The organism is Planctomicrobium limosum (assembly GCF_051465645.1).
GTDB lineage: Bacteria > Planctomycetota > Planctomycetia > Planctomycetales > Planctomycetaceae > Planctomicrobium.
This window is the reverse complement of sequence record NZ_CP195790.1, coordinates 3384612-3400184: the sequence shown is the minus strand read 5'-3', so window position 1 is coordinate 3400184 and position 15573 is coordinate 3384612. Positions and strand designations below refer to the sequence as shown.

At 53.4% G+C, this 15573-nt stretch carries 11 protein-coding genes; 8 read left to right on the top strand and 3 right to left on the bottom strand.

Annotated features, from left to right (window positions below):
- Positions 1-128: 128 nt before the first annotated feature.
- A complete protein-coding gene (locus SH527x_RS12765) occupies positions 129-917 on the bottom strand; it encodes an SDR family oxidoreductase (RefSeq protein ID WP_437191064.1) in 789 nt (262 codons plus the stop codon).
- Positions 918-1085: 168 nt separating this feature from the next.
- On the opposite strand from SH527x_RS12765, the gene SH527x_RS12760 reads away from it, so the two are divergent.
- Together SH527x_RS12760 and SH527x_RS12755 are read left to right on the top strand one after the other, a co-directional pair.
- Positions 1086-2186: a Gfo/Idh/MocA family protein gene (locus SH527x_RS12760; protein ID WP_437191063.1), complete on the top strand. Its 1101-nt coding sequence runs from the start codon at positions 1086-1088 to the stop codon at positions 2184-2186.
- 350 nt (positions 2187-2536) lie between these two features.
- A complete protein-coding gene (locus tag SH527x_RS12755; RefSeq protein WP_437191062.1) occupies positions 2537-3328 on the top strand; it encodes a phosphoadenylyl-sulfate reductase in 792 nt (263 codons plus the stop codon).
- Between the two features lie 113 nt (positions 3329-3441).
- Here the strand turns inward: SH527x_RS12755 and SH527x_RS12750 are convergent, their stop codons facing one another.
- On the bottom strand, positions 3442-3603 hold the full coding sequence (locus SH527x_RS12750) for a hypothetical protein (RefSeq protein WP_437191061.1): 162 nt from the start codon (positions 3601-3603) through the stop codon (positions 3442-3444).
- A gap of 65 nt (positions 3604-3668) precedes the next feature.
- Between SH527x_RS12750 and SH527x_RS12745 the strand changes: the two genes are divergently transcribed.
- The 6 genes from SH527x_RS12745 to SH527x_RS12720 all read left to right on the top strand — a co-directional run bounded on the left by SH527x_RS12745 (position 3669) and on the right by SH527x_RS12720 (position 13851).
- Positions 3669-6575 carry a c-type cytochrome domain-containing protein gene (locus tag SH527x_RS12745; RefSeq protein ID WP_437191060.1) on the top strand — a complete coding sequence of 969 codons (2907 nt, stop codon included), beginning with the start codon at positions 3669-3671 and terminating at the stop codon, positions 6573-6575.
- Between the two features lie 65 nt (positions 6576-6640).
- Entirely contained in the window at positions 6641-7087 is a 447-nt protein-coding gene (locus SH527x_RS12740; RefSeq protein ID WP_437191059.1) for an RbsD/FucU family protein, read from the top strand.
- Positions 7088-7229: 142 nt separating this feature from the next.
- Positions 7230-8009, top strand: a complete 780-nt coding sequence (kdsB, locus tag SH527x_RS12735; RefSeq protein WP_437191058.1) for a 3-deoxy-manno-octulosonate cytidylyltransferase — start codon at positions 7230-7232, stop codon at positions 8007-8009.
- Between the two features lie 246 nt (positions 8010-8255).
- Entirely contained in the window at positions 8256-9866 is a 1611-nt protein-coding gene (locus SH527x_RS12730; RefSeq protein ID WP_437191057.1) for a CTP synthase, read from the top strand.
- 485 nt (positions 9867-10351) lie between these two features.
- Entirely contained in the window at positions 10352-12394 is a 2043-nt protein-coding gene (metG, locus tag SH527x_RS12725; RefSeq protein WP_437191056.1) for a methionine--tRNA ligase, read from the top strand.
- Between the two features lie 212 nt (positions 12395-12606).
- Positions 12607-13851 (top strand): LL-diaminopimelate aminotransferase, encoded by a 1245-nt coding sequence (locus tag SH527x_RS12720; protein ID WP_437191055.1) that lies wholly within the window; start codon positions 12607-12609, stop codon positions 13849-13851.
- 32 nt (positions 13852-13883) lie between these two features.
- Here SH527x_RS12720 and murG read toward each other — a convergent pair whose 3' ends face one another.
- Positions 13884-14978: an undecaprenyldiphospho-muramoylpentapeptide beta-N-acetylglucosaminyltransferase gene (murG, locus tag SH527x_RS12715; RefSeq protein ID WP_437191054.1), complete on the bottom strand. Its 1095-nt coding sequence runs from the start codon at positions 14976-14978 to the stop codon at positions 13884-13886.
- Positions 14979-15573: the final 595 nt, after the last annotated feature.

The following is a 15573-nucleotide window of genomic DNA, read 5'->3' as shown; positions in this document are numbered from 1 at the left end:
TCATGGGGGACAACTGATTTGCAATGAATTCTGTCGATCACGAATCAGCGAATGACAACTCCCCTGACCACATCCGCTTGCGACGGGATGATCAGGGGAGCGAATTTCACAATGATTCGAATGGCAGACTAGATCGTCATGGCAGAGAAACCGCCGTCAACAACGACGTTCGTGCCGGTCAGGAAGCTACTTGCGGCGTTAGATGCCATCAGGATGACTGCTCCGGCGAGTTCATCTGGGGTCCCGAAGCGAGCCATCGGTGTGTGCCCCATGATCTTTTCCACGCGATCTGGAGTCAGCACCTTGCGGTTTTGTTCAGCTGGGAAGAACCCTGGGGAAAGGGCGTTCACTCGAATTCCGTGAGGAGCCCATTCTCGGGCGAGGTTCTGGGTCAGGTTCAACACAGCCGCTTTGCTTGCGGAGTAAGTGAAGACGCGGGAGAGCGGCGTGATCGCGGAGAGCGAAGCGACATTGATGATCGAGCCCTGAGTCTTGTGCTCAAGCATGTATCCGCCCAACACCTGACTCGCGATGCGAACGGCTGAGGTATTGATACGGAAGATGCGATCCCATTCTTCGTCGGTGATCTCCAGAAACGGTGTTGGAGCGTTCACACCAGCCCCGTTGACGAGAATGTCGCAGGCACGCCCATGCGTTTTCAGATGTTCTACGAGACCTTCAAGGTCGGAACGGTTGCTTGCATCGGCTTTGTAGAAGGTCGCCTGTCCTTGCCAGCGATCAACGACGGCCTGACCAGCATCTTCGTTGCTGCCAATGATGTAGATGTGTGCCCCTGCTTGAGCGAGGGCATCGCAAATCGCACCACCGAGAACTCCGGTTCCGCCGATGACGATGGCAGTTTTTCCCTGAAGACCAAAAAGGCGTTCGAGATACCCGGCTGGACTGGTCTGACTCATTGGATTCACCCTTCACGATGGCAATTTCACGTTGAATCTCCCATGTTATTCGTAAGTCACCAAAAGCGAAAGGTGTGCTGTGGTACGATTTTTCTCTGCTGCCAGCACACGTTCGATTACGGCCGCATCCATGCCTCGATTTTCACTGGCTGACGAAGGGAAGTGACAATGACGCATCTGCCAACGCGCCGAGAGGCTTTGCAGTATCTCGCCACAGGGATTCTCACAACGGGATCCCTCGGTTCTACCGCGACTGTCCAGGGCGAGGATCGTCGTCCAGAGGGAACCCATCCCCGAATTCGTGTTGGTCAGATCGGCGTCGGGCATGCTCATGCGACGAAATTGTCTGTCTATCGCCGTTCGTCGGATTATGAAGTCGTCGGGATCTGTGAACCGAATCCAGAATTGAGACGGAAAGCGGAGAAGAATGCGGCCTATGCTGGACTTCCGTGGTTGAGCGTCGATGAACTACTGGCGACCCCGGGGCTTCAGGCCGTTCTGGTTGAAACTGAGATTCGTGATTTGTTGAACATGGCCGAAAAGTGTGTCACAGCTGGAAAGCATGTTCATATCGACAAGCCTGCTGGTGCTTCGCTGCCGCAATTCAAGCGGATCCTCGATCAGGCTGAAAAACGGAAGCTGATGGTTCAGCTGGGATACATGTATCGCTACAACCCTGCCGTTGTTCTCCTGCATCAATTTCTCAAGAACGGATGGCTGGGAGAGGTCTTTGAAGTTCAGGCTGTCATGAGCAAAGTGCTGGACACTGGCACTCGCAAAGAACTGGCCGAGTACTCTGGTGGGACCATGTTCGAACTTGGATGCCACCTGATTGATCTCGTGGTCAGTATCCTTGGCAGTCCGGAAACGGTGACGCCGACTCTTCAGCATTCCAGTTCGCTCAACGATAGCCTGGCTGATAACTGTCTGGCTGTGATGACATGGCCTCGCGCGAACGCAACGATCCGCTCGAGTGGGCTGGAAGTCGAAGGATTTCAGCGGCGGCATCTGACTGTCTGTGGAACCGAAGGAACGTTCCATATTCAACCGCTCGATAACCCGTCCGTGGTGCTTTCGCTGTCGCAGTCGCGTGGGGACTACAAAAAGGGAACCCAGACACTCACGATGCCGAAATATCAGCGTTACGTCGACGATGCCGCTGATATGGCGAGAGTGATTCGGGGAGAGAAAGCCTCCGATTTTCCGTATGCACATGAACTCGCGGTGCAGACGACACTATTGCAGGCGAGCCAGATGTCTGACGTGTAACCTTGCCGGTGTCGAATTCCCGATTTGCGCTGTGGCCAAATGTCAATTTGTGGGAAGTTTGAGCAAAGGACTGTTGAAGATTCCCGGCAGAGGGAAACACTTTTGGTGATTGTCCGCCGATTGCTACACTTTTCTGTTCTGAAAATTGTGTTCAAAAGGGCGTTCGTCCGTAAAACTTCGCCCCACTGAAATCGCACTCGCATTGACATCGGGTATTTCGATATTTTGACGGTGATGAGTTTTGAAGAGTGAAGCGACGTTGGGTTCAGTGTTCGCAAGTCATCAGATCGAAATAATAGGAACTTGAAGGAACGGGAACGCGCTTTCAACGGACGCTCCTGAGGAATTTCATGCCACGGATCACACAGGCCGACCTGAATCGGGTGGCCAAAACCTTTGAAGACCGCACGCCAGATGAACTCTTGCGTTGGGCTCACGTGACTTTCGGGAATCGTCTCGCCGCGATTTCGGCGATGCAGCAGTCAGGGTGTGTCATGGGGCACATGATTGGCCAGCTGGACTTGGATATTCCCATTCTGTTCGTTGATACCGGCGTCATGTTTCAGGAGACGCTGGAAACTCGCGATCGCCTGATTTCTGAGTATGGACTTTCCGTTCGAACGCTTCAGCCTGAACTGACAATGGTCGAACAGACCGCCAAGCACGGTGTCCTGTATCTCTCCGTTGAAGGTCAGCAGCAATGCTGCCATATGCGAAAAGTGGACCCACTTCTTCGCGTCAAAGGCGAATACGACGCACTGATGGGCAGCCTTCGCAGAGCCGATGGGGGACGTCGTGGTGACTGCCCGATTCTGGCGATCGACGAAGAAATGAATGTCATTCGCATCAATCCGCTCGCCAATTTCAGCGAAGAGCAGATGGAAGCGTACATGGCACGTCATCAGGTCATTATCAATCCGTTGCATTCCCAGGGGTTTTCCACAATCGGATGCAACCGCTGCACAACTCCAGTGCTGCCGGGCGAACCGAAGCGCGCTGGCCGCTGGCGTCACCTGGGGCCATGGTCGACTTACTGCGGAATCAACCCGACCGATGTCGATGCTGGAACCACGATCGGTGTGGAACTGCCACAGGATCTCATCGATCGCATCATGGGTGAAAAAGCGGACTTCATGATCTAGACCGTATCGGTCTATCGTGTGGCCGCGCAGCAGCGTTCTCAATAGGAGAAACGCTGAATCCCGCGTGCCAAATTCGCCACATGATTTCTGGAAGTTCCCGACGGCAGTTTGCTCTACCGAGTGCCCGCGCAGCGGCTGTTTCGATTGATGAAACGCAACTCGCCGCGTTGCGGAAGCGTGGAAATGATTTCGCCACGCGGTCCGGTTTTGGGGGCAAGTTTAGTTTTGGTTTTCGCTTTTTCGTTTGGAAGCGGATCGCGTTCCGGCGCATTCATCGATTGATTTCTATATGATCATTCTTGCTCTCTGAGGTCCGGTTTTCCTTCACCCGGCGAGATCAATGATGAATGGTCGATTTCCCCCACAACTGTGTCCGGTACTGCTTTGCCTGATCATTTGCTGGCTGACTGCCACATTGTCTGGGTCCGGGGAATTGCTTTGCAGTTCTGCGCATGCTGACGAGTCGAAACGTGGGCAGGTCGATTACGAAAAGCAGATCGCCCCGTTGTTTCGAAAATATTGCGGGGGCTGCCATAACGACTCGGAGTCTGAAGGGGGCCTCTCGCTGGAGTCGTATCAATCACTGCAGAAAGGGATCAAAGGGAAGCCGACTGTTTTACCCGGCGATTCCGCTGGAAGTTTGCTCTGGCGTGTGCTGACAGAAGGTTCAGAGCAGCAAATGCCCCCTGAAGGCGAACCGGCCCCGACGGCGAGTGAGCGTGAACTGCTCCGTGAGTGGATTGAATTGGGAGCAATCGGACCGGCAAACAAAGCACCGGATCGCCTGACACTCATGGTGCCGAAGATTCCGGTTCAGAACCCGATCTCGCCTGTGACGGCATTGGCCTTTTCTTCCGACGGTCAGACGTTGGCGGTCGGAACATATGGTCAGGTTCGCTTGCTGAAAGTTGGTCCCGGGGCACCTTCGGAATGGACAGTCGGCCGGACACTAGCCGGGCTACCTGGGAAGGTCGCGGCGGTCCGATTTTCAAAGGATTCCAAATCATTGCTGACCGCTTCCGGAGTCACTGGATCAGGCGGACTCGCGACGCTTTGGAACCTCGCGGATGGGACTTCGATTCGAAATTTTCAGGGACATCGGGATCTCATTCTTGATGCAGAGATCTCTCCAGATGGGAGCCTGATTGCGACTTGCAGTTATGACCGGGAAATCATCCTGTGGAAAACAGAGACAGGAGAGATTCTTCGTCGACTCACCGGTCATAACGGTGCGGTTTATGATATTGCGTTTCATCCAAAGGGCACGGTCCTAGCGAGTGCCAGTGCTGACGATACCTGCAAAATATGGCGAGTCAGCGATGGGGAGCGACTGGATACGCTGGGGCAACCGCTGAAGGAAGTGTATGCAATCACCTTCAGTCCGGGGGGCGAACGCATTGTTGCCGCAGGAGCGGATCGCCAGTTGCGAGTCTGGGAAAATCTGCATCAGGATCAGTCAGGCATCAACCCGATGACGATCGCCCGATTCGCCCACGAGTCACCGGTTCTTGCATTCTGTTACTCAGGTGATGGCTCCAGAATCCTGACAGCAGCGGAAGACCGCACGATCAAGATTTGGGACGTTCAATCCTTCAGTGAACTGGAACTGTTGACCGGCCATCGCAGTGAAGTGAGCGCGTTGGCTGCCGATCCGGTGCAACCTCGAATGGCCGTCGGGTTTCTTGATGGAACACTGGATCTGATTTCCCTCCCTGGGAATTCAGCACCTACGGCGGTTCAGATGGCGCACTCAGCAGTTGAAATGAAGCTGCCCGTCGGAACTGCTTCCGTGATGGAAACTCAGGAGACCGAGCCGAATGACCTCCCTGATCAGGCGTTGGTTGTGAGTTTGCCAGCAAAGATCAAAGGCGTGATTCACTCAGAAACCGCAGTCCCGGATGTCGATTTGATTCGATTCACGGCCAAAGCGGGGGAGACCTGGGTGTTCGATGTGGACGCCGCTCGCTCCAAATCCGCACTCGATTCTCATGTTGAGATTCTGACTGCGAAAGGGGAGCAAGTTCCTCGTGTTCTGCTGCAGGCGACTCGCGATTCGTACTTCACATTTCGTGGAAAAACCAGTGCCCAGTCGGATGATTTTCGAATCTTCAACTGGGAAGACATGGCCCTGAATCAACTGCTCTACTGCAATGGGGAAGTTGTCAAACTCTGGCGAGCGCCGCGTGGGCCAGACTCAGGTTTCGACGTCTATCCCGGTCGCGGAGAACGCTGGAATTACTACGACACTTCCGGGTTGGCGCATCCACTGGGGGAACCTTGTTACATCGTCGAGCCACATCCACCGGGAACGAAATTGATCCCGAATGGACTGCCTGCGTTCACCGTCAATTACGAAAACGATGATGCGGCATTTCGAGAGCATGGCAAAGATTCGAAGTTGTTCTTTACCGCACCTGAAAGTGGAGAGTATCTGGTTCGCGTGACCGATGTGAGAGGCGAAAAAGGAGCGAATTACAAGTACACACTTTCAATCCGTCCCCCTGCTCCGGACTTCACTGCAGAGTTGTCGACGAAGAAGATTCAGGTGAGTCCCGGCAATCAGATTGACGTCCAGGTGGTTGCCTCGCGACAGGATCAGTTCGAAGGGCCAATTACGATCAATGCCGCGAATCTTCCGCAGGGATTCACGTTCAGTTCCCCGTTGGTGATCGAGCCCGGCCAACTCACGGCCCTTGGTGTTTTATCTCTGGCGGAAGGAACGCAGGCTCCAACTGCGGAAGATTTGAAGAAGATCCAGCTGACGGCGACCGCCTCCATTCATGGGAAAGATGTGACGCACTCGATTCCGGCTTGGAGCGAAGTCACTCTGAAAAATGAACCTGCATTGAAGCTGACAATTCGTCCCTCTTCACGCGGAGTTCAGCCGTTACCTCAAAAGTCGGGAGGGCCGCTGGAGTTTGTCATTCATCCCGGTGAGACAATCATTCTGGAGCTTGTGGCCGATAGGAACGGTTTCGGAGAAGTGATCGCACTCGGGAACGCGGACAGCGGTCGAAATCTCCCGCATGGGGTGTATGTCGACAACATTGGATTGAACGGATTGCTGTTGCCAGCGGACGTCTCGGTTCGAGAGTTCTTCATTACGGCCCATAAGGGAGTTCCGGAACAGTCTCGGCTGTTTCATCTGCAAACAAGTGTGCAGGGAGGTCGAGCAACTCAGCCGGTGATGTTGCATGTCCGGGCAAAGCCTGAGAAAGAGATTGCCGGGAATCAGGCGGGGCAGTGATCTGAATTGTTGATATCTGGGAAATTCAAGTACGGAATTCATTTAGAACGGGATGACAGTTACGAATGCTAAAGCACACTTTGATTCATCCCAAGATCAACGAGATCCTCGGTCGGGCCGGGCACCATTCCAAGATTCTGATCGCTGATGGAAACTATCCTGCCTACAACACATTGGGCCCGAACGCAGAGTTGGTCAGTCTGAATCTGATGCCGGGGTTGGTCAGTTGTACTCAGGTGTTGACCGCGTTGCTTTCTGCGGTGCCGATCGAAGCGGCGAACACGATGGGCGTCCCGGCGGACGACCCATATACAATTCATGGTGATCCTCCAATCTGGGACGACTTCCGACAGATTATTGGTCAAGCGGGACTCTCTGTTGAACTGAAGCCGATTCAGAAATGGGACTTCTATGAAGCGGTGCTGAGTCGAGATCATGTCCTGACCATTCAGACGGGCGAACAGCAGTTGTTTGCCAATCTGCTCCTGACGATTGGTGTTCGCAAAGGGTGATCTGTTCTTAGGGACGGGGTTTGCTTTAATATTGAGCCCAGCAGCGAGACGGTGAATTCTGTTTCGTTGCTGTTGTTCTTTTCATGAATGACCACAGACGCGTCACTTTTCATTTCCCGTTCTTCACCCTGCTAGTTGTCGTATGTCATCAGTCATTGGAATCATTCCTGCTCGCCTTCAATCGTCACGTTTGCCAGGAAAAATGCTGCTGAAGGAGTCTGGGAAGCCGCTGATTCAGTATGCATGGGAGGCAGCAAAAGCAGCGGGATCGCTGAGTGAAGTGCTGATTGCCACCGACAGTGTCGAGATCGCCGAAGTCGCTCGCGGCTTTGGGGCAAAGGTTGCGATGACCGGCGATCACCCGAGCGGAAGCGACCGGATTGCCGAAGTCGTCGCCCGGGAGTGCCCGGATGCGTCGTTGGTTGTGAATGTGCAGGGAGATGAGCCGGAACTGGAACCAAGCGTCATCGACACGTTGGTGACGGCGATGCTGAGCCGGCCTGAAGTCGAGATGGGAACGCTCGCCTGTTCGATCAATTCAGTTGCGATGCTGCAGGACACCGGCTGCGTGAAAGTCGTCTGTGCTGCGGACGGTCGGGCGCTCTATTTCAGTCGCTTGCCGATTCCGTTCTATCGCGACGGTCAGCCAGGAGATTTGATCTCGCCAGACGAAGAAACGGCTGCTTATCAAAAAAGTCCGTGGCTGCTACACATTGGAATTTACGCATATCGCCCTGAGTTCCTGCTCGCATTGACCAGAATGCCCCGATCGAAACTGGAACAACTCGAAAATCTGGAACAGCTTCGGGCGTTGGAAGCGGGTGCGGCGATTCTGGTGAAAACCGTCTCGCATCGGTCCGTTGGCATCGACACTGCCGCCGATTATGCTGCGTTTCTGGAACGACAGAAAAAGCGTTCGTAGATTCATCGCTGGCAGCGTAGAAATTCTTAGCGGAAACTCCGAGAATGAAACCTGACTCGCAGTGACTGTCTGAATATGCAGTCACGGTGAATCAGGCTGTGCTGATGCTTCATTGAGTATCTCCCTGAGCCGCCGCTCCAATATCCTCAATTTCCCGGCCAGATTTGGTTGGGATAAATGCCATTTTGAAACACTGCCCCCGACCCAAGACTCGGGGGTTCCGTTTTTTTGCAGGACTCCGCAGGGATGACCAAACATATTTTCGTGACTGGCGGGGTCGTCAGTTCACTCGGTAAAGGGCTGACGTCAGCCTCAATCGGTTTACTGCTCGAACGACGCGGGTTGCGGGTTCGCATGCAGAAAATGGACCCGTATCTGAATATCGATCCGGGAACGATGAGCCCTTACCAGCACGGTGAGGTTTACGTTCTCGACGACGGATCAGAAACCGACCTGGATCTCGGACACTACGAGCGGTTCACGAAAAGTCCGTTGTCGAAGCTCTCAAACTTCACAACGGGTCGTGTTTATCGCAGCGTGATCCAGAAAGAACGTCGCGGTGAATATCTGGGCGCGACGGTTCAGGTCGTTCCGCATGTCACCAATGAAATCAAATCGAACATCCTGCAACTCGCCGGTCCTGACGTTGACGTCGTCATCACGGAACTCGGGGGGACGGTCGGGGATATCGAAGGGTTGCCGTTTCTGGAAGCCATTCGCCAGATTCCGCTGGATATCGGCAAGCAGAATTGCCTGTTTATTCACCTGACACTGGTGCCTTATCTGAAGGCGGCACGAGAGGCGAAAACCAAGCCAACACAGTTCAGTGTCGGGCAGCTGAGAACCATCGGGATTCAACCTGACATCCTGATCGTCCGTACGGAACGCCCGTTGGGACATGAGAACATCGAGAAGATTGCGCTGTTCTGTAATGTCGAGCGGAACTCGGTGATCGAAGAAACCGATATGGAGTTTTCGATCTATGAAGTGCCGATTCCACTGGCCGAGCAGAAGGTCGACAAGATCATTTGCGAAAAGCTCTCGTTGCCAGCTGGTGACCTGAACTTCGACGACTGGAAGGCGATGCTTCACAAAGTTCGCAATCCACAAAGCGAAGTGACTGTTGCCGTCGTCGGGAAGTACATCGAGCATCGTGATGCGTACAAGTCGATCTATGAATCGTTGGCGCACGCAGGGTTCCATCACAGCACGCGAGTTTTGGTCAAGCGAATCGAAGCTGAAGACTGCGACAATCAGGATCTTGATCAGCTGTTTGGTCAGGTGAACGGCATTCTGGTCCCAGGCGGTTTCGGGTATCGCGGGATCGAAGGCAAGATCAAGACGATTCGCTACGCTCGCGAGAAAAAGATTCCGTTCTTCGGAATCTGTCTCGGGATGCAATGCTCGGTGATTGAGTATGCTCGTACCAAGCTTGGCTGTGAGCAGGCGAACAGCACGGAATTCGCTCAGGACACTCCAGATCCAGTGATCTGTCTGCTGGAAGACCAGAAGAGTGTTTCAGACATGGGCGGGACGATGCGACTCGGGGCGCAAGCTGCCGTTCTGAAACCGGGATCGCTCGCTCATAAGGCGTACGGAACCACCGAAATTTCAGAACGCCATCGCCACCGGTACGAGTTCAATCCGGCCTATCGTGACCGACTGATTGAAGCCGGGATGGTTCCAACCGGAACGAACGCATCCGGGAGTCTCGTCGAAATCGTCGAAGTTCCAGATCATCCGTGGTTCGTCGCGGTTCAATATCATCCGGAATTCAAGTCGTCACCGCTGGAACCACACCCGTTGTTCCGCGACTTCGTCGGTGCGTCATTGCAGAAGCATCGCGGGAATATCTAACACCCGTCGTTCCTTCGTGTGACTCACGGGAACTACCGTTGCCGGTTGCACGTGCTTCACTCAGGCTGATCTGCGAGTCAAACGCGTTATGTCGACGCGTTTGACTCTCGTGGATGGAAGAGCGTGCTGAAGCTCGTCGCAGGTCCCGGATCGTCGTGTTCCGACGCTTTCTGATGTGACGCTTTCCGTGTGATGAATTGCGAAGAAATCATCTTTCTTCAAGCGTTCAGCATGACGGATCGGGCTGCGGAGAGACCGCACTTAAGGTACAATGTCTTTGGATTTTGAAGCGATTTGAGGATGTCTCCTCTGTACGCATGCAAATCCATTTCCAATGATGTCTTTGTGGACTCAAACCCGGGTGAGGGCAGGTTGCTTTTTTCACACTCCGCGCAACAAGTGTGTGGCGGAATCGGGTTGATGAATTCGAAAAGTGCTCTCGGAACCAAAACCAATCGGTGATTGTTCCCAGAACTGATTGACCTATGACAACTCGACGCATCCTCGTCACATCTGCTCTGCCTTACGCCAATGGGCACATCCATATTGGCCATCTGGTCGAGTACATCCAGACTGATATCTGGGTTCGATTCCAGAAGCTTCGGGGACACAACTGCCGCTTCTTCTGTGCCGACGACACACACGGCACAGCGATCATGATTCGCGCCAAGCAGGAAGGGCGCAGTGAAGAAGCTCTGATTGCTGACATGCAGGCGGCGCACCTTCGCGATTTCTCTGCATTCGATGTTCAGTTCGATCACTACGGCAGCACGAATAGTGAAGAGAATCGCAAGCTCTGCCATCGGATCTGGAAGGACATTCGCGAATCAGGACTCGTGAAAGAAAAGGAAATTGAGCAACTGTTTGATCCCGTTGCTAATACCTTTCTTGCAGATCGCTTTGTGAAAGGAACGTGCCCTAAATGTCAGTCGCCCAATCAGTATGGGGACAACTGTGACAAGTGCGGCGCAACTTACAGCCCTGCGGATCTGACGGACCCGAAAAGCACGCTGAGCGGTGCGACTCCGGAACTCCGCAAGGCACTGCATCTGTTCGTTGAAATTGAACAGTTGCATTCATTCCTTGAAGAATGGACACAGACAAGCGGTGCGCTGCAGTCGGAAGTTGCCAACTATCTGAAAGGCCACTTCCTCGGTGAACCGTTACGCGACTGGGACATTTCCCGTCCTGCTCCTTACTTCGGGTTCGAGATCCCGGACGCACTGGGCAACTACTGGTACGTCTGGTTCGATGCTCCGATCGGGTACATCGCCAGCTGCAGTGAATGGTGCCAGAAAAATGGTGAGACATTTGAAGACTGGTGGAAGAATCCGGAGAGCGAGATTCACCACTTCATCGGAAAAGACATCACCTATTTTCATACTCTGTTCTGGCCGGGGATGCTCAAGACCGCAGGATTCAACCTGCCGACAAAAGTGCATATTCACGGCTTCCTCACCGTTGGTGGGGAGAAGATGTCGAAATCCAAAGGGACCTTCATTCGAGCGTCGACCTATGCCGACAATCTCGACCCGATGTACCTGCGGTATTACTTCGCGTCCAAGCTCAGCAGTGGTGTTGACGATCTCGATTTGAATTTTGAAGAGTTCAAATTTAAGGTCGATTCTGATCTCGTTGGAAAGCTGGTCAACATTGCGAGCCGTTGCTCGAAGTTTGTCGCAAACCAGAAACTTTCCGAGACCTATCCGGACGACGGCGGGTTGTTCGCACAGGCGGCCGCTGCTGCCGAATCCATTGCCGCGCATTATGAATCGCTGTCGCTGAACAATGCGATGCGAGAGATCATGGTCCTGGCAGATCGTGCCAACCAGTATCTGGAAAATAAAGAACCCTGGAAGGTCGCCAAAGACCCCTCCCGAGTTGATGAATTACGCGATATTTGCACTGTCGGGCTGAATCTGTTCCGACAGTTGATGGTGTATCTGTCTCCAGTCCTGCCACGGCTGAAAGGGGAGACAGAAACCCTACTCAATGCCCCGATCACAAACTGGTCTGATTCCCAGACGCCGTTGACCGGCACTCTGGTGAGCCAATACCAGCACATGCTGAAACGAGTAGATCCCAAACAGGTCGAAAAGATGATTGAAGAATCCAAAGAAGGTCTCCCACCTGCAGCACCGGCTGCGAGCCAGTTCAATGACGGCCCAGAAGCTCTCGAAAAAGAGCCAATGACAGCAGAGCATTGCACAATCGATGATTTCATGAAGATCGATATGCGAGTGGCTCGGGTTGTTGAGGCCGGGCCGGTTGAAGGAGCCGACAAACTCGTCGCTCTGAAACTGTCGCTGGGTGGGGATGAATACCGTAACGTGTTCGCTGGGATTAAGGCGTGCTACAAACCAGAAGACCTGCTGGGCCGACTGGTGATTTGTTGTGCGAATCTGGCGCCTCGTAAGATGCGTTTCGGAGTCAGTGAAGGAATGGTGCTTGCTTGTGGACCAGGCGGGAAAGACATCTTCCTGCTCAATCCAGATGATGGAGCAACACCGGGAATGCGGGTTCACTAGGACCTGAACGTCAGAGAAGTGCGGCGGTTCGTGTGCCTCGGGCGTTCCGTCGATTGCTCTGATGATTCTTGGGCGGAAACGCTTTAAGAAGCAGGATTGCGATCGAACAAAACGGATCTTGCCAGACTGCGACTACCTTTGAGTTCGCATCTGGCATGCAAAACTTTGGACAGTGTTTCGCGAAACACTTTGAATAACGAACGAGTCTGAACATGCCGCAAGTCAACGACAACTATCTTAAGCTGAAAGCCGGTTACCTGTTTCCAGAGATCGGCCGCCGCGTCTCTGCGTTCTGTAACGAACACCCAAGTGCGAAGGTCATTCGTCTTGGCATCGGGGATGTCACCGAGCCGCTTCCTCAGGCCGTCACTGAAGCGATGCATAAGGCTGTTGACGAACTCGCCAGCCGAGACACATTCCGAGGGTACGGACCAGAGCAAGGTTATGACTTCCTGCGAAGCAAAATCGCAGAGCATGATTTCAATGCTCGTGGCTGTGATATTCACGCAGACGAAATTTTCGTTTCGGATGGCTCCAAGTGCGACACCGGAAACATTCTGGAAATCTTCGGACTGAGCAACACCGTCGCAATGCAGGATCCTGTGTATCCGGTCTACGTTGATACCAACGTGATGGCGGGACGTACTGGTGCTGCCGATGCCCAGGGACGCTACGAAGGTCTGACCTACCTTCCCTGCACCGCTGAGAATGATTTCACGCCAGCATTGCCAGAGAAGCCAGTCGACCTGATCTATCTCTGCTATCCCAACAACCCGACAGGGGCAGTTGCGACTCGCGAAACTCTGACGCAATGGGTGAACTACGCGAAGGAAACAGGAGCATTCATTCTGTTTGATGCTGCGTACGAAGCCTTCATTACAGATCCGTCAATTCCGCATTCGATCTATGAGATCCCAGGTGCTCGCGAACTGGCGATCGAATTCCGCAGCTTCAGCAAGAACGCTGGCTTCACCGGAACTCGCTGTGCCTATACCGTCGTACCGAAGACTTTGATCGCGAAAACGGCTGAAGGAAAATCACAATCACTGCATGCGCTGTGGAACCGACGTCACACCACAAAATTCAACGGTGTTTCCTACATCGTTCAGCGTGGAGCCGAAGCGGTTTACAGCCCGGAAGGCAAGAAGCAGTGTGCTGACCTGATTGCGTTTTATCTTGAGAATGCTCGCCTGTTGCGTGAAGGTCTTGAGTCCGTTGGAATCGAAGTGTTTGGCGGCGTCAATGCTCCATACATCTGGTTGAAGACTCCAGGCAATGTTCCGAGCTGGGACTTCTTCGATGACCTTCTGAAGAATGCTCACCTCGTTGGAACACCGGGAAGCGGCTTCGGAGCGAGCGGAGAAGGTTACTTCCGCTTGAGTGCGTTCAACAGCCGTGAAAATGTTCAGGAAGCTGTTGTTCGAATCAAGACTCTCATGGGACGTTTGCTTGCTTAATGCAGCAGGGAGAGAAGTTGTGCATTAGGCTGTTACGTTCTTTGGGATCTCAAGACGTCAACAACCTGTGCGGCGGCGTCCAGGACTGCGAGCGAATGCATCGCGGAAGCCATTTGCTCCCGTAAATGCAGATTGCCTAGAACACGTTGAAGTTCACGAGCGACGCCGGTTTCAAAATCGGCGTCGCTTTGTTTGATACAGAGAGCGGCTCCTGCTTCGACGAACACCTGAGCATTCTTGGCTTGATGGTCTCGAAGAGAATTGGGATAGGGAATGAGAATGGCCGGGATGCCTGCGCAGGCGAATTCCGCGAGCGAAGTCCCCCCTGCCCGACTGACGACAAGTCCTGCCTGTCGATAGAGTGCTGGCATGTCAGCAAAAAATGGGGAGACGACCGCCTCAACATCACACTCACGATAGATCGCTTCCGCTGTCGGGCAGTCGGTGATGCCAGTGTGATGAACAATCTTCCAACCGGTCAGCAGCTGAGCATGGTTTCTGGCGAAATTGAACATCGCCTGATTGATCATTTTCGCCCCTTGGCTTCCTCCCATGACGAGCAGAATCTTGCGGTCTGTCTCCTGCGGACGATGCCACTGTTCCGCAATGTTTCGGCGAACAGGATTTCCAGTGAAGACGCATTTCTCTGACCAGCGACGATTCATCTCCGTCTGACGAAAGCTCGTGCAGATCTTTGATGCGAGTGGGCTGAGTAGTGACGTTGCCCTTCCAGAGACGGCGTTCTGTTCCAGCAGAATCAACGGCACCCTATTTCTCCATGCCGCGATGCCGCCCGGGAGACTGCCGAACCCGCCTGTCGCGAGGACTATTGGATTTGGGAATCGCTTCATGTGACGGCGGGCCTGCAAGATGGCGCGGCTCATTTTCCAGATGGACCGGAATGGGCGTTTGCGAAATTCAACGCTTTCAACGGCTGAAAGTGCAATTTGTTCAGTTGGAGATTCAGTGAGAACCGTCTGCTCGATTCCCCGATCGGTGGTGAAAAAGACAATCCGGGATGGAGGGGAAGGACTTTCAGAGAGTGCTTCAATGACAGCCAGAGCGGGGAAAAGATGCCCTCCACTTCCGCCACCACTGACAATGAGTGTCCAATTCGAAGGTGACATGAAACCGCACTTCATCTCTTTTGAAACAAGTCCCCTGAGCGAAACGACGAAATTGTTCTCTGTTGCGAGGGGCAGGAATCATGAAGGGGGAAAGAGACTCTAATCACGAGTCACATTGAGGATCTCCCCGTGACGAGAAGATAGTCGGAACTTCACCTCGGCGACCAGAGCGGGAGCAAGCCTTGAGGAGGGTTCGCTCGCGGCGAATGGGCAATTCGTGTCTGGCTGAAATTCAAAGCGATCTCAGATCGATGATTCCTGTGAGACCGAATCTGGAGAATGATGCACTTCTGTCGGGATCTGAGTTGCTAAGTGATCGAAATCAACGGATGGGATTAAATCGCATGGGATTCGCCGAAGGATTCCTGTTTTGTAAAGTTTTCCGAGTAGGCAGGATGCGGCGAATTCAGTGGCAAGGAAAGGACTCAATGTTCACGTTGTTGATGTCCTTGTCGGCCTTCCGGGTTGGTTGGTGTCGACGTAAAGATCTAATTGGAAATGGTTAACGGAATCAGTTCTGCGTTAGTTCTCGCTTCTGTGAAGGGATTGCTGGTCCGGAATTCACTCGAAAATGGCGATCTGAACGTGGAATTTT